Origin of the sequence: Clostridium chrysemydis, from assembly GCF_015234215.1 — a bacterium.
Lineage (GTDB): Bacteria > Bacillota > Clostridia > Clostridiales > Clostridiaceae > Clostridium > Clostridium chrysemydis.
The window spans coordinates 53929-68015 of the sequence record NZ_JADEKP010000011.1; the positions used below are offsets into that span (position 1 = coordinate 53929).

16 protein-coding genes are annotated in these 14087 nt (G+C 29.5%); 14 read left to right on the forward strand and 2 right to left on the reverse strand.

All coding sequences use genetic code 11. The features are described 5' to 3' along the window. Positions 1 to 6 precede the first annotated feature (6 nt). The 6 genes from ispE to rho all read left to right on the forward strand — a co-directional run bounded on the left by ispE (position 7) and on the right by rho (position 5251). Positions 7 to 849, forward strand: a complete 843-nt coding sequence (gene ispE / locus INR60_RS15975; RefSeq protein WP_194192494.1) for a 4-(cytidine 5'-diphospho)-2-C-methyl-D-erythritol kinase — start codon at positions 7 to 9, stop codon at positions 847 to 849. Between the two features lie 70 nt (positions 850 to 919). Then, positions 920 to 1570, forward strand: a complete 651-nt coding sequence (gene spoIIR, locus INR60_RS15980; protein ID WP_194192495.1) for a stage II sporulation protein R — start codon at positions 920 to 922, stop codon at positions 1568 to 1570. A gap of 76 nt (positions 1571 to 1646) precedes the next feature. After that, complete coding sequence (locus INR60_RS15985) at positions 1647 to 2636, forward strand: tRNA 4-thiouridine(8) synthase ThiI (protein ID WP_194192496.1); 990 nt, start codon at positions 1647 to 1649, stop codon at positions 2634 to 2636. A 14-nt stretch (positions 2637 to 2650) separates the two neighbouring features. Then, entirely contained in the window at positions 2651 to 3070 is a 420-nt protein-coding gene (locus INR60_RS15990) for a YwiB family protein (protein ID WP_194192497.1), read from the forward strand. Between the two features lie 111 nt (positions 3071 to 3181). Further along, positions 3182 to 3481 (forward strand): hypothetical protein, encoded by a 300-nt coding sequence (locus INR60_RS15995; RefSeq protein WP_194192498.1) that lies wholly within the window; start codon positions 3182 to 3184, stop codon positions 3479 to 3481. 348 nt (positions 3482 to 3829) lie between these two features. After that, on the forward strand, positions 3830 to 5251 hold the full coding sequence (gene rho, locus INR60_RS16000; protein ID WP_194192499.1) for a transcription termination factor Rho: 1422 nt from the start codon (positions 3830 to 3832) through the stop codon (positions 5249 to 5251). Positions 5252 to 5294: 43 nt separating this feature from the next. On the opposite strand, the gene INR60_RS16005 is transcribed toward rho, so the two are convergent. Beyond that, positions 5295 to 6407, reverse strand: a complete 1113-nt coding sequence (locus tag INR60_RS16005; protein ID WP_194192500.1) for an MGDG synthase family glycosyltransferase — start codon at positions 6405 to 6407, stop codon at positions 5295 to 5297. Positions 6408 to 6613: 206 nt separating this feature from the next. Next, entirely contained in the window at positions 6614 to 6820 is a 207-nt protein-coding gene (rpmE, locus tag INR60_RS16010) for a 50S ribosomal protein L31 (protein WP_194192501.1), read from the reverse strand. Positions 6821 to 7017: 197 nt separating this feature from the next. Here rpmE and INR60_RS16015 point away from each other — a divergent pair, with 197 nt between their 5' ends. The 8 genes from INR60_RS16015 to upp all read left to right on the forward strand — a co-directional run bounded on the left by INR60_RS16015 (position 7018) and on the right by upp (position 13902). After that, positions 7018 to 7605, forward strand: coding sequence for a thymidine kinase (locus INR60_RS16015; protein WP_194192502.1), 588 nt, complete (start codon positions 7018 to 7020; stop codon positions 7603 to 7605). Between the two features lie 16 nt (positions 7606 to 7621). Then, a complete protein-coding gene (gene prmC / locus INR60_RS16020) occupies positions 7622 to 9376 on the forward strand; it encodes a peptide chain release factor N(5)-glutamine methyltransferase (protein ID WP_194192503.1) in 1755 nt (584 codons plus the stop codon). Positions 9377 to 9431: 55 nt separating this feature from the next. Further along, a complete protein-coding gene (gene prfA, locus INR60_RS16025; RefSeq protein WP_194192504.1) occupies positions 9432 to 10514 on the forward strand; it encodes a peptide chain release factor 1 in 1083 nt (360 codons plus the stop codon). A gap of 58 nt (positions 10515 to 10572) precedes the next feature. Beyond that, positions 10573 to 11157, forward strand: a complete 585-nt coding sequence (locus INR60_RS16030) for a hypothetical protein (RefSeq protein WP_194192505.1) — start codon at positions 10573 to 10575, stop codon at positions 11155 to 11157. Positions 11158 to 11180: 23 nt separating this feature from the next. Continuing rightward, complete coding sequence (locus tag INR60_RS16035) at positions 11181 to 12227, forward strand: L-threonylcarbamoyladenylate synthase (protein ID WP_194192506.1); 1047 nt, start codon at positions 11181 to 11183, stop codon at positions 12225 to 12227. Between the two features lie 20 nt (positions 12228 to 12247). Continuing rightward, the gene (locus INR60_RS16040) at positions 12248 to 12700 is read left to right on the forward strand and encodes a low molecular weight protein arginine phosphatase (RefSeq protein ID WP_194192507.1); all 453 of its coding nucleotides are present in this window, start codon (positions 12248 to 12250) and stop codon (positions 12698 to 12700) included. A gap of 76 nt (positions 12701 to 12776) precedes the next feature. Beyond that, complete coding sequence (gene rpiB / locus INR60_RS16045; RefSeq protein WP_194192508.1) at positions 12777 to 13226, forward strand: ribose 5-phosphate isomerase B; 450 nt, start codon at positions 12777 to 12779, stop codon at positions 13224 to 13226. A 46-nt stretch (positions 13227 to 13272) separates the two neighbouring features. Next, the gene (upp, locus tag INR60_RS16050; protein ID WP_194192509.1) at positions 13273 to 13902 is read left to right on the forward strand and encodes a uracil phosphoribosyltransferase; all 630 of its coding nucleotides are present in this window, start codon (positions 13273 to 13275) and stop codon (positions 13900 to 13902) included. The last annotated feature ends 185 nt before the right edge of the window (positions 13903 to 14087 follow it).

The window sequence follows — 14087 nt, forward strand, 5'->3', positions numbered from 1 at the left end:
GTAGCTATGAAGATTAAAGCTTATGCTAAAGTTAATATAGCTCTAGATGTAGTAGGAAAAAGAGAAGATGGATATCATCTGTTAAGGATGATTATGCAAGGTATAGATTTATATGATGAAATACATGTTGAAAAGATAGATAAAGGAATAGAACTAAGTTGTAATAAACATTACGTTCCAACTGATGAAAGAAACTTAGCTTATAAAGCTGCAAAATTATTTATGGATACTTACAACATAAAGTCAGGAGTTTCTATAGATATAAAGAAAAATATACCTGTATCAGCAGGACTTGCTGGAGGTAGTACAGATGGTGCTGCAGTTTTAAAACTTATGAATAGGCTATTTAAAGTTAATGCAAGTGATGATGAATTAAGAAGAATCGGGGTTAGGCTTGGTGCAGATGTACCTTATTGCATAAATAGTGGGACTGCTCTTTGCGAGGGTATAGGAGAAGAAATTACAAAGCTAAAGCCTTTTAAAGATAAAATATTAGTTTTAGTAAAACCTCCATTTGGTGTTTCAACTAAAGGTGTTTATGGTGCTTTTGATTTATCTAAAGTAGTATTCCATCCAGACGTGGATGCTTTAATTAAAGGTATGGAAAGAAATGATTTAAGATTTGTAGCTAAAAATATGAAAAACCTACTTGAAAATGTAACTTTAAACAAGCATAAAGAGATAATATCTATAAAACAAAAAATGCTTGATCTAGGTTCAATAGGTTCAATGATGAGCGGTAGCGGACCTACTGTATTTGCTTTTTTTGATGATATGCTTAAAGCAAAAGAATGCTATGATTATATGAAGCAAAGATATAAAGATACATATATAACTAGAACTATTTAAAAAAATATTTATTTTAGATGTATAACCCCCGGATATTTGGTAACAATTAAAATATCAGGGGGTATTTATTATGAAGATTAAAAAAAGTTTATTTATAATTTTAAGTTTATTATTAGGAAGTTTATTAATAAGTTGTACAAGCACTGAGGTTAAAGCGGATAACTACATTGAATACGATTATAACAATGTTAAAGATGAAATAATAAGATTTCACGTTTTAGCAAATAGTGATAGTAAAGAAGATCAAGAATTAAAATTAAAGGTGAGAGATGAAGTTATAAAATATTTAGAACCACTTTTAAAAAATTCTAAAAGTATAGATGAGTCTAGAGAAATTTTAAATAAAAATAATTCTAAAGTTATTAATATTGCAAATAAAGTAATTAAAGATAACGGTTATAGTTATACAGTAAAAACTGAACTAAAAAAAGAAAACTTTCCGGAGAAAGTTTATGGAAATATTATCTTGCCTCAAGGAGAGTATGAAGCATATAGAATATTAATTGAAAAAGCAAAAGGACAAAATTGGTGGTGTGTTATGTTCCCTCCACTTTGCTTTGTAGACGTGACTAAAGGTGAAGTTGCATACGAAGAAACAGAAAAAAGAATGGAAGAAGCATTAAAAAATGATGGTAAAAAAGTTGTTTTAGAAGAAGGGAAAGAAGATATTAAAATGAAATTTAAAGTAGTGGAAATTTTTGAAAATATTTTTTCGAAATAAAAAATACTTGATAAATGCTTTGAAGAATCATAAACTATACCTTGTACACTAAATTAACATATGGGGGTGTTGTCTAATGACTAGAGCATTAGCAATGGTATCAGGAGGTCTAGATAGCATACTAGCAGCTAAATTAATAAAAGATCAAGGAATAGAAGTAATAGGAATATGCTTCAGATCTTATTTTTTCAATGAAGAAAATGCAAAGAGAATGACAAAGCAGATAGATATACCTTTAGAGGTTGTAGATTTTTCAAAAGAACATTTTGAAATGGTTAAAAGCCCTAAACACGGATGGGGGAAAAACATGAACCCTTGTATAGACTGTCACGCTATGATGATGAGATATTCAGGAGAGTTATTAAAAAGATTTGATGCAGATTTTATAATAACAGGTGAGGTTTTAAACCAAAGACCTATGTCTCAAAACAAGCAAGCTCTTAATAAAGTAAAAAGTGAATCTGGATTTTCAGATATAATATTAAGACCTTTATGTGCTAAGAATCTTGAAGAAACTCAAATGGAGAAAGATGGATTAGTAGATAGAGAAAAGTTATTAAATATTTCAGGAAGAAGCAGAAAACCACAAATTGAACTTGCTGAAAAATGGAATATAGTAGATTACCCTTCACCAGCTGGTGGTTGTAGGTTAACAGAGCCAAACTTTGCACATAGACTTAGAGAAGTCGTAGATAGACAAGGTGATGCTACACCAAAAGAGATAGAGCTTTTAAGATATGGAAGACATTTTATAACTCCAAATGGTTCTAAGATTATAGTATCTAGAACTAAAGATGAAGGAGATATTATAAAAACTCTTTTAGATGAAAATGATACAGTATTTTATCCAGTAAGTCATAATGGAGCTATGGCTATTGCAACTGGTGAGTTAAACGAAGACGATATAAAATTAGCTTTAAAAATCGTAGGAAGATACAGTAAAGGAAAAGACTTAGATGAAGTAGAAATATCTTATGGTAAATTCGGAAAAGTTTTTGACGGAACTGCTAAAGAAAAACCAGCATCTGAAGAGGAAATAAATAAATATTTAATTCAATCTAAGTAAGGTGGAAAAAAGGTATGGAAAACAAAGCAATAATTAACGTAACAAGCAATGCAACTATGGAAGGTGACGAACTTATAGAAGTTATAAGTCCTGGAACTTTTGAGAAGATAGAAGAAGAATTTGTTGCAAAATACAAAGAAACAGAAATTTCAGGTATGGATGGAACTGACACTACTATAAAAATCGGAAAAGATTATGTGATTTTAGAAAGAGAAGGGTCAACTACTACAAACATGAGATTTCAAAAAGAAAAGCCAGAGGTATCTTTATATAGTACTCCATATGGAATGCTTGAGATATCACTAGAGACTAGAAAACTTGAAATTGATTTAAATGAAGAAGGCGGATTAGTTAAAATCAATTATGATATGATAGTTCAAGGGCAAGCGCCTTTAAATACAGAATTAATTATGCAGATTAAAAGAGCTGTATAAGGATATAAATTAAGGTTGTTTTATTTTTATAAAGCAATCTTAATTTTTTTTTGCTTTAAGTGAGTAAAAAATGAAAATTAAGGCAAAATTATAATTAGGAGGTGGTATATTATGGGGAATCACGAAAAGTATTTAACTATAATTAAAACTATTTGTGAGAAAAATAATATATCTAATGATGAACTTGAAGATATTTTAAAAGAAAAAGAATTTAAATACTTAGTTATACTTTGCCTTAAAAAATATGATTGTGTAGACGAAGAGGGGTTAAAAAGAATTCTACGTGTAAAGACTAGAAGGAGTTTATATAATAACATTAGAAAAGCAGAAGAAAAATTGCTTATAAATAGAAACTTTAGAAAAAGATATTATGATCTAGAAAAAGACATAAAAAATATCATAGATATATGATATATAATACTAGTAATTAACAGTATTTTATGATAGCATATAATCTATGATATTATTCATACAAAAAAACACAACACAATACAATACCCCGCAAGCTCATTTGTGGGGTAATATTTATTATACTTAAAAAGTATTCTAGTGTCAATCTAATATTTTTATCTCAAATATATTCCTAAATGTACATTAATTGTTAATCATTTCATATTAACAAATTTACAAATAACTACTTGAAAAGGTTTCTTCCTTAGAGGATAATAAAAGAAAGTTTAGTAATCTATTAACGCGTCTTATAATAAATCCCAAAAAATTAAAGGTATAATTTAATAAAAGATTTTTGGAGGTGTCATTTTGACAAAAGATATATATGAAAAAATGACCTTAGCAAAATTAAAAGAAGAAGCTAAGGGATTAGAAATAAAGAATATTTCTAAATATAAAAAGAATGAACTAATTGAAGTTATAATAGAAAAATTAAAAGAAAATGAAGATAAAACTGCAAATACAATTAAAAAAGATGGCGTTGTTCTTACGGAAAAAATTTCACCGAAAGTTCATAGTAGAGAAACTAATAATAGAGAGACTAATAATAGGGATAATAACAAGGGAGAAAATAACATAGATAGAAACAATAATGGTGCTCAAAGAGATGATAATACTTTTACAGTTTCAGGAATTTTAGATATTCAAGAAAACAATAACTTTGGATTTTTAAGAGGTAAAAACTGTTTAAGTAGTAGTGATGATATCTACGTATCACCATCACAAATTAGAAGATTTAATTTAAGAACTGGTGATAAAGTAAAAGGAAAAGTTAGAGATGCTAAAGAGACAGAAAAATTTAGAGCTTTAATTTTCGTAGAGTCAGTAAATGATGAGCATCCTGAAAAAGCTGTTAGAAGAGGAAGATTTGAAAAACTTACTCCAATCTATCCAACTGAAAGAATAAGATTAGAAGATAAGGGCGAAGATGATTTATCTACTAGACTTATGGATTTAGTTTGTCCTATAGGTAAAGGGCAAAGAGGAATGATAGTTGCACCTCCAAAGGCTGGTAAAACTACATTACTTAAAAAGATAGCTCAAAATATTTCAAAAAATCATCCAGAGATGAAAGTAATAGTTTTACTTATAGATGAAAGACCAGAAGAAGTTACAGATATGACTAGATCTATAAAAGGAGAAGTTATTTATTCAACATTTGATGAAGAACCTCAAAATCACTCAAAGGTATCTCAAATGGTACTTGAGAGAGGTAAAAGAATGGTAGAGCAAGGTCAAGATGTTGTAATTCTTTTAGATAGTTTAACTAGACTTTCAAGAGCGTATAACTTAACAATAAATCCAACTGGTAGAACTCTTTCAGGGGGATTAGATCCAGGGGCTTTAATTATGCCAAAAAAATTCTTTGGAGCTGCTAGAAATATTGAAGAGGGTGGAAGTTTAACAATCCTTGCAACAGCTTTAATAGAAACAGGTTCAAGAATGGATGATATGATATTTGAAGAATTTAAAGGGACTGGTAATATGGAAGTTCATTTAGATAGAAAACTTCAAGAAAGAAGAATTTTCCCAGCTATAGATATCTATAAATCAGGAACTAGAAAAGAAGATTTATTATTAAATAAAGAAGAAAAAGAAGTAGCATTTAAAATGAGAAGGTTAATGTATTCTGAAGGAAATTCAGACAATGTAACTGAAAATGTTATAAAGCTTCTAGGTAACACTAAAAGCAATGATGAGTTTATAAAGTTCTTTGATAAAACTTTATAAGAAAAAGGTTGTATTAATATTAATACAACCTTTTTTTATATAATTATTTATTTTCATATTCTTTAATTAACTTATTTGAAAGTTCTATAATTTTATCTCCAGAATAAGTGTTAGCTAAAGAAGCTAATCTGTCTCTCATACCATTTAGTTTATCTTCATTTTCTATAAGGTCATTTACTATAGGATTTATACTTTTTATACTATTTGCTTTTATAGCATATCCATTTTCACATAAAAACTTAGTGTTTTCTGTTTCTTGTCCATATATGGCAAATGGAATAATTAAAGGTAAGTTTTTAGCTATAGCTTCTGTAACTGTAAGTCCTCCAGGTTTTGATATTAAAACATCAGAGTATTCCATAAATGTTGCAATATCTGTAGAGAATCCAACTATATGAAGTTTTTTATTTTTATAAGAATTAATAGAAAGCTCATCTAAACTTTCTTTTAATGATTTGTTATTACCACAAACTACAGTAATTCTTAATTTATTTTCGTTGTAAAGCAATTCTTGAAGCACATATGAAATATTTTTAAGGCCCATGCTTCCACTCATAAGAAGTATATTAAAGTAGCTATCTCTTTTTAAAATATCTATATTTTTATCCTTTAAAAAGAAGCAAGAGTTTATAGGAATTCCAAGAGGGTAAACCCTTGATTTTTCTACTCCCTTTTTAACTAGCCAGTCTTTTGTATATTCGCTACCTGTAATGTAGGCATCTAGTCTTTTACTTATGTAAGTATAATGAGGCTTAAAGTCTGTAACTACAGAAATTATTGGGATATTTAAGCCGTGTTTTTTTAAGTTATCTAATATACTAACACTTATAGGGTGAGTAGTAATTATAAGGTTTGGTTTCTCTTTATCTATAATAGCCTCTATTCTCTTTATAACAAAGTGAAAAGGTATTGTAGAGATAGGGTTTATAAACTTATTGTTAGTAAGAACGTATGATAAACCATAAATATGAGAAAATTTCGTCGCCGATAACTCATAGCCTCCTATGATGGCATTAGTTAATAATTTACTGCTACCTTCAAGGAAGTCGTGTTTTGCATATTCAAAGCCATTTTTTTTAAGTAACTCGCAAAGGGCGTTTGCCGCATGATTATGTCCTTGCCCTGTTGAGGTAGTTAGTATTAAAACCTTTTTCATCAAATTCACTCGCTTCATATTTAATAAATTTATTGTACATATATTAAAAATCTAATGCACATGATAATAGTTTAACATCAAATAGGTAAATATAAAATTAAAAAATTTTATAAATAATAAATAAATAAGTAATAATTTATAAAATTTAGTTTAAAAACAAAAAAATGGGAAAGACAGTAGTCTTTCCCATAAGAGTAAAACTCTTATTATTTTGTAAGGTTGAATCTTTTGTTGAATTTATCAACTCTTCCACCAACGTCAACAATTTTTTGTTTTCCAGTGAAGAATGGGTGGCATTTAGAGCATATTTCTACTTTAAGTTCTTCTTTAACAGAACCAGTTGTAAAAGTATTTCCACATGCACACTTAACCACTGCGTCGTGGTGGTATTCAGGATGTATGCCTTGTTTCATTTGTTTCACCTCTTTATATTGTTTTAGTTGTTTCATTTGTGTATTTCGAAATAAACAACTACTAGAGTATAACATAAGGTATTTTAATCGTCAATAATTCTAAAATTAAAAAAATATTTTTAATAGATAGACTAAAAATGCTATAATCTTATGTAAGATGATTATAGAAAATTACAATTGGTTAGGAGAGTTTTAGATTGAGTAAATTATACTTTAGATATGGAGCAATGAATTCAGGAAAGTCAACGCATCTTATGCAAGTTGCGCACAACTACGAAGAAAGGGGAATGAGAGTTATCCTTTTAAAACCTGAAATAGATGCAAAAGGAGGAACTAGACTTGTTTCAAGACTAGGTGTAGTAAGAGAAGTAGATTTAATAGTAAGAGAAGACGATAATATAATAGATTTGGCTAAAAGAAATATAGAGGAAAATGGAAAGCTTGATTGCATTTTAGTAGATGAGGTTCAATTTTTAAAAAGACATCATGTAGATGAATTGTTTGAACTTGCAGTAACTGAAAATATACCTACTATCTGCTATGGATTAAGAACAGATTTTAAGATGGATGGATTTGAAGGAAGCGAAAGATTATTATTAGTTGCACATAGTGTAGAAGAGATGAAAACTATATGTAAATGTGGAAATAAAGCGCTATTAAATGGAAGAAAAATAAATGGAAAGTTTGTTTTTGAAGGGGAGCAAGTTGCAATAGATAATAATGATGAAATTGAATATGAATCATTATGTGGAGAATGTTACTTTAAATTTAAAAATACTAAATAAAAGGGAGAGGTTGTTTTTGAAAAAATGCGATGTGGGTGGCCAAGCTGTTATTGAAGGCGTAATGATGAGAGGGCAAAAAGGCCTTGCGACAGCTGTTAGAAAAGAAGATGGTGAAATTGCAGTTGATATGCAAAGAACAGTTCCTATCACAAAAAGATATAAGTTTATAAACTTACCTATAATTAGAGGTGGTTTTGTACTTATCGATTCATTAATACAAGGAATAAAATCATTAAACTATTCAGCATCTTTTTTTGAAGATACTGAACCATCAGCCTTTGAGGATTGGTTAAGATCTAAATTTAAAGAAAAAACTAATGATGTAATTGTTTGGTTTACTATGGGTGTGGCTTTTATAATGTCTATGCTTTTATTTTTAGCACTACCTACTGGCATCGCTTCTTTGTTTAAGGGGGCAGGTTTTTCTCCTTTTTCGCTTAATATAATAGAAGCATTAATTAGGATAACAATTTTAGTATTATATATGGTAGGAATAAGTAAGCTTGAAGATATTTATAGATTATTTCAATATCATGGAGCTGAACACAAAACTATATTTTGTTATGAAGACGGAAAAGAACTAACAGTAGAAAATGTTAAAAAATATGGTAGACTTCACCCAAGGTGTGGAACAAACTTTTTATTTTTAATAATGTTTGTTAGTATTATAGTATTTGCTTTTACAGGTTGGGGAAGTTTTGTAGAAAGATTATTACTTAGAATAATATTAATACCTGTAATATCAGGTATAACATATGAAATAATAAGATGGTTAGGAAAGAGTGAAAATAAATTGGCAAAAGCTATAGCAAAACCAGGATTAGAATTACAAAAGATAACTACTAAAGAGCCAGATGACTCTCAAATAGAAGTAGCTATAAAAGCATTAAAAGTAGCGGAAGGAATAGAAAGTACTGTAAATGAACTTATAAATGAAGGAACTAAAATATTAGATGAAGCTAAAATTGACACAGCAAGAATGGATGCAACTTTAATTTTAGGAAAAGTTTTAGAAAGAGATAGATTATATCTTTTAGTAAATAAAGACGAAAAGGTAAATGAATTTAAAGAGGATATATATTTTAATCTTATAAAGGAAAGAAAAAATAAAAAACCTATAAAATATATTTTAGGTGAAACCGAATTTATGGGACTTGACCTCTACGTAAAAGAAGGAGTTTTAATTCCTAGAGGAGACACTGAAGTTTTAGTTGAGGAAGTTTTAAAAAATATAGATGAAGAAGAAAACTTAGAAGTTTTAGACCTTTGTTCTGGAAGTGGTGCTATAGGATTAGCATTAGCTTACTACAGAAAAAATATAACAGTAGAAGAAATAGATTATTTTGAAGTTCCAGAAGAAGTGACTAAAAACAATATAAAAAGGTTAAACTTAGAAGATAGGGTTAGTTTTTACAAAAGTGACCTTTTAAAAAGTTCTATAGAAAGAGCTAAAATGTATGATATTATAGTTTCAAACCCTCCTTATATAAGAGAATCTATTATAGAAACTCTTATGGAAGATGTTAAAGATTACGAGCCTTTAACTGCTTTAAGTGGAGGAGAGGACGGTCTGATTTTCTATAAAAGAATAATTAAAGATAGTACAAGTGTTATAAAGCACGGCGGAATTTTAGCTTTTGAAATTGGTCACGACCAAGGAGAAGAAGTTAAAATCCTTATGGAAGAAACAGATTATAAAAACGTAAGAGTTATTAAAGATTTAGCAGGACATGACAGAGTTGTTATAGGAAGCTATATTATTGAAAAGTAACTATCTTATATGATATAATTAAAAAATATGAAAAATCATAGTACGGAGTGATAATATGTTATTAGATAAATTAGCGTTTACAGAAAACAAGTATGAAGAACTTTCAGTAAAAATCAGCGACCCGTCAATTATGGCAAATCAAGCTGAGTGGAGAAAACTTTGTAAAGAGCACGCAGAACTTGAAATAATAGTAACGGCGTATAGAAACTACAAACAAACAATAGAGGATTTAGAAGCAAACAAAGAAATGCTTTCAGAAGAATCAGACCCAGAAATGAAAGAAATGCTTCACGAAGAGATCAATGAACTTAAAGCAAGAGAAGAAGAATTAGAAAAAGAAATTCAAATTCTTCTATTACCTAAAGACCCTAACGATGATAAGAACGTATTCGTTGAAATCAGAGGAGGAGCTGGAGGAGATGAAGCGGCTTTATTTGCAGCAAATCTTTTCAGAATGTATACAAGATATGCAGAAAACAACAGATGGACTGTTGAACTTATGAGTGCAAACGAAACTGGAATCGGTGGATTTAAAGAAGTTGTATTTATGATAAAAGGTCAAGGTGCATATTCTAAACTTAAATACGAAAGTGGAGTTCACAGAGTTCAAAGGGTTCCAGATACAGAATCAAGCGGTAGAATCCATACTTCAACTACTACAGTTGCAGTTTTACCGGAAGTAGATGATGTTGAAATAGAAATAAATGAAAAAGACATTAAATTTGATGTATTTAGAGCATCAGGTAACGGTGGACAGTGCGTTAATACTACTGACTCAGCAGTTAGACTTACTCACATGCCAACAGGAATAGTAATTTCGTGTCAAGATGAGAAATCACAGCTTAAAAACAAAGAAAAAGCTATGAAAGTTTTAAGAGCTAGATTATTCGAGCAAGCTGAAGCAGAAAGAAATGCAGGAATAGCAGAAGATAGAAAATCACAAGTTGGTACTGGAGATAGAAGTGAAAGAATCAGAACTTACAACTATCCTCAAGGAAGAATAACAGACCACAGAATAGGATTAACTCTTTATAAATTAGAGCAATTCTTAAACGGTGATATTGATGAAGTTATAAATGCTTTAATTGCAGCCGACCAAGCTGAAAAAATGAAAGCGATGGGAAACACTGAAAACTAAAAATAGAAAAAGCCTTGCATTAATTTGTAAGGCTTTTAAAATATAATGAGGTTAGAATATGGATATATATAAAGCTTTAAAGTTAGAAGAAAAATCAAACAAAAGATTTTATATTCTTATGGGGCTAATAGGGATAGTTCTTCCATTTTCTTTGTGGTTTACAGGTATAAACACGATATTTTTAGATGTACTTCTAATTCTTATTGAATTACTTATAATCCTTTCAATTCTTAAAAGAGTTGATTTCATGAAGCTAAAATATTCATATAAAAATAATAAAATAAGGTTTGTATCAGGAATATTTACAAAGGAAAAGCTTATTATATGCGATAAGGTGGCAGTAGTACATACAAGTAAAATGGAAGAAGATATGGAAATAGTTATTTTAAGCAGAAGTAATATCCGTAAAAGTAAGGTAAAACCTATAGTTAAAGGGTTTTTACTAAAATATCCTGAGGTTTCAGAAGAATACTTAAAATTAAAAAGAATGAATCCAGAAGAAGAATATTTTTATCAGATAATTAAAAAAGGTGGCTTAAAAAAATATTTATTTTTAAGAGAAATGTATAGCTCTTGCGTTAAAGCAGTCTATACAGAAAGCTGCATTCAAAACATAAAAATAGCAAGGGGAGAAGTCCTTTAGCTTAAAGAAAGAAGGAAAAAATTTTGGAAACAAAGATAGCTGTTTTAAAAGGAGAAATGGGAGAAGAAAGATTTATAAAAGAAGCTTCAGAAGTTATTAAAAATGGCGGAACAGTAGCCTTCCCTACAGAAACAGTATATGGACTTGGGGCGAATGCTTTAAAAGGTAATTCTGTAAAGAAGATATTTGAAGCTAAAGGGAGACCTCAAGATAATCCTTTAATAATTCATGTTGCATCGAAAGAAATTGATGAATATGTAAAAAATGTTCCAGAAGTTGCAAAAAAACTAATGGATAAATTTTGGCCAGGACCACTAACTCTAATATTAGAAAAAAAGGATATAGTACCAGATGAAACTAGCGCAAACTTAAATACTATAGGGGTTAGAATGCCAAATAGTAATATAGCACTAAAGTTAATAAAAGAATCAGGAGTGCCAATAGCTGCACCATCTGCAAATATTAGTGGAAGACCAAGTCCAACTGATATAGAAAGGTGCATAGAAGATTTAAAAGGTAGAGTTAACTATATTATAGGTGGAGATAAAAGCAATGTAGGTGTTGAGTCTACTATAGTAGATTGTACTGTAACACCTCCTGTAGTTCTTAGACCAGGTGGTGTTACGCTTGAAAGTTTAAGGGAAGTTAATAGTTCTATAGAAATAGATAAAGGATTATTAAATAATTCAGATGATTTTAAGCCAAAAGCGCCTGGAATGAAGTACAGACACTACGCACCAAACGCAAAGCTTAAAATAATTAAAGGAAATAGAAAAAAAACTATTGAAAAAATCAGAGAAATGGTACACAATTATATAAAAGCAGGAATGAAAGTTGGAATACTTATATCAGAAGAAAATATAGATATGTATTCTGAAGGAGAAAAGATTGTTTTAGGTAGCTTTAACGATTTAAACAAAGTAGCTAGTAATCTTTTTGAAGCACTTAGAAAATGTAACGACTTAAATGTCGATATCATTCTAGCAGAAGCCTTTACTGAAGAAGGTTTAGGAATAGCAATAATGAACAGATTAAATAAAGCAGCAGGTTATGATATAATAGAGGCATAAAATTTGGAGGTTTTTTTATTATGAATGTTCTCTTCGTATGTACAGCAAACGTATGTAGAAGTCCAATAGCGGCAGAAATTTTAAATAAGTTAAGTAAAAAGGTGGATATAATAGCTGATTCGGCAGGGATCACAATTATACCAGGTAGTTTACCAACAGAAAAATCTATTAGTTTATTAAAAGATAAATTAAATATCGATATAAATGATAGGGAAGCAAAGCAAGTTAGTATTAAAAAGCTTGAAAAAGCTGATATAGTACTTACAATGTCTTCTTATTCAAGAGATTTTATAAAAGAAAAATTTCCAAAATTTAAAAACAAAGTTTATACTATTACTGAGTATGCTGGCGTAAAGGGTGGAGTAACAGACCCATACGGTAGCTCAGTAGTTGTTTACCAAAAAACTTATGAAGAATTAGAGGAATTAGTTTCTCGTGTTTTAGATAGAATAAAGAAAGAAGGAAGTATGTAATTTTTATTACATACTACTACTTTCTTTTTTTATGATATAAATTACATTTAAGATAAAAGACATGGAGGTTATAAAGATGAAAATAGCATTAGGTTCAGATCATGGTGGATTTGAGTTAAAAAATGAAATAATTGAATATTTAAAAGAAAATGGGTATGAGATAAAAGACTTTGGACCTTTCTCATCTGAGTCTTGTGATTATCCTGACTACGCATTAAAGGTGGCAGAAAGCGTTAAAAATAAAGAATATGACTTTGGTATACTTGTATGTGGTACTGGTATAGGAATAAGTTTAGCAGCTAACAAAGTACCAGGAATTAGAGCAGCCCTTTGTTCTGATACATTCAGTGCACACGCAACTAGACAACATAACAATGCAAATATATTAGCTATGGGGCAAAGAGTTGTAGGGGTAGGACTTGCACTTGATATAGTTAAGACTTTCTTAGAAGCAGAATTTGAAGGTGGAAGACACCAAACTAGAATAGATAAATTAACTGCTATAGAAGAAAAATACAGCAAATAATATTATTATTTAATATTAATATATAAGATATTTTGGAGGTATAACAATGAGTAAAGTAACAGAAATAAATCATCCGCTAATATTACATAAATTAGCATTTATAAGAAGTAAAGAAACAGGTTCTAAAGATTTTAGAGAATTAGTTTCAGAAGTTTCAATGCTTATGGCATATGAGGTAACTAGAACACTACCAACTGAAAATGTTGAAATAGAAACACCAATATGCAAAACTAAATGCAAAATGTTAGCTGGTAAAAAGCTTGCAATAGTTCCTATATTAAGAGCGGGACTTGGAATGGTAGATGGTGTATTAAAACTTATACCAGCTGCTAAAGTAGGTCATATAGGTCTTTATAGAGATGAAGAAACATTACAACCAGTAGAATATTTCTGTAAGATGCCACAAGATATTCATGAAAGAGATATCATAGTTGTAGATCCAATGCTTGCAACAGGAGGATCAGCTGCAGATGCTCTTACTATGCTTAAAGCAAGAGGAGCAAAGCAACTTAAACTTATGGTTTTAATATCTTCACCAGAAGGAATTAAAGCAGTTAAAGAAGCTCACCCAGATGTAGATATATTCGTAGCTCAAATTGATGAAAAATTAAATGAGCAAGGATATATAGTACCAGGTCTTGGAGATGCTGGAGATAGATTATTTGGAACAAAATAATAAATTAAAATAAAAAACATCCGCAAAACTTTTGCGGATGTTTTTTTATATTTCAAACTTATCTAAGTTATCTTTCATTTCAGAAGTTAAAGTATTAAGCGTTTCAGATGAACCGTAAACTTTATCTGAGGCACTATTTAATTCTTCAGCTGATGCTGAAATTTCTTCTGTTGTAGCTGAAATTT

Coding starts and splice junctions, on each gene's coding strand:
- ispE (WP_194192494.1), top strand. CDS start 7: ATGAAGATTAAAGCTTATGCTAAAGTTAATATAGCTCTAGATGTAGTA.
- spoIIR (WP_194192495.1), top strand. CDS start 920: ATGAAGATTAAAAAAAGTTTATTTATAATTTTAAGTTTATTATTAGGA.
- INR60_RS15985 (WP_194192496.1), top strand. CDS start 1,647: ATGACTAGAGCATTAGCAATGGTATCAGGAGGTCTAGATAGCATACTA.
- INR60_RS15990 (WP_194192497.1), top strand. CDS start 2,651: ATGGAAAACAAAGCAATAATTAACGTAACAAGCAATGCAACTATGGAA.
- INR60_RS15995 (WP_194192498.1), top strand. CDS start 3,182: ATGGGGAATCACGAAAAGTATTTAACTATAATTAAAACTATTTGTGAG.
- INR60_RS16005 (WP_194192500.1), bottom strand. CDS start 6,407: ATGAAAAAGGTTTTAATACTAACTACCTCAACAGGGCAAGGACATAAT.
- rpmE (WP_194192501.1), bottom strand. CDS start 6,820: ATGAAACAAGGCATACATCCTGAATACCACCACGACGCAGTGGTTAAG.
- prfA (WP_194192504.1), top strand. CDS start 9,432: ATGTTATTAGATAAATTAGCGTTTACAGAAAACAAGTATGAAGAACTT.
- INR60_RS16030 (WP_194192505.1), top strand. CDS start 10,573: ATGGATATATATAAAGCTTTAAAGTTAGAAGAAAAATCAAACAAAAGA.
- INR60_RS16040 (WP_194192507.1), top strand. CDS start 12,248: ATGAATGTTCTCTTCGTATGTACAGCAAACGTATGTAGAAGTCCAATA.
- rpiB (WP_194192508.1), top strand. CDS start 12,777: ATGAAAATAGCATTAGGTTCAGATCATGGTGGATTTGAGTTAAAAAAT.
- upp (WP_194192509.1), top strand. CDS start 13,273: ATGAGTAAAGTAACAGAAATAAATCATCCGCTAATATTACATAAATTA.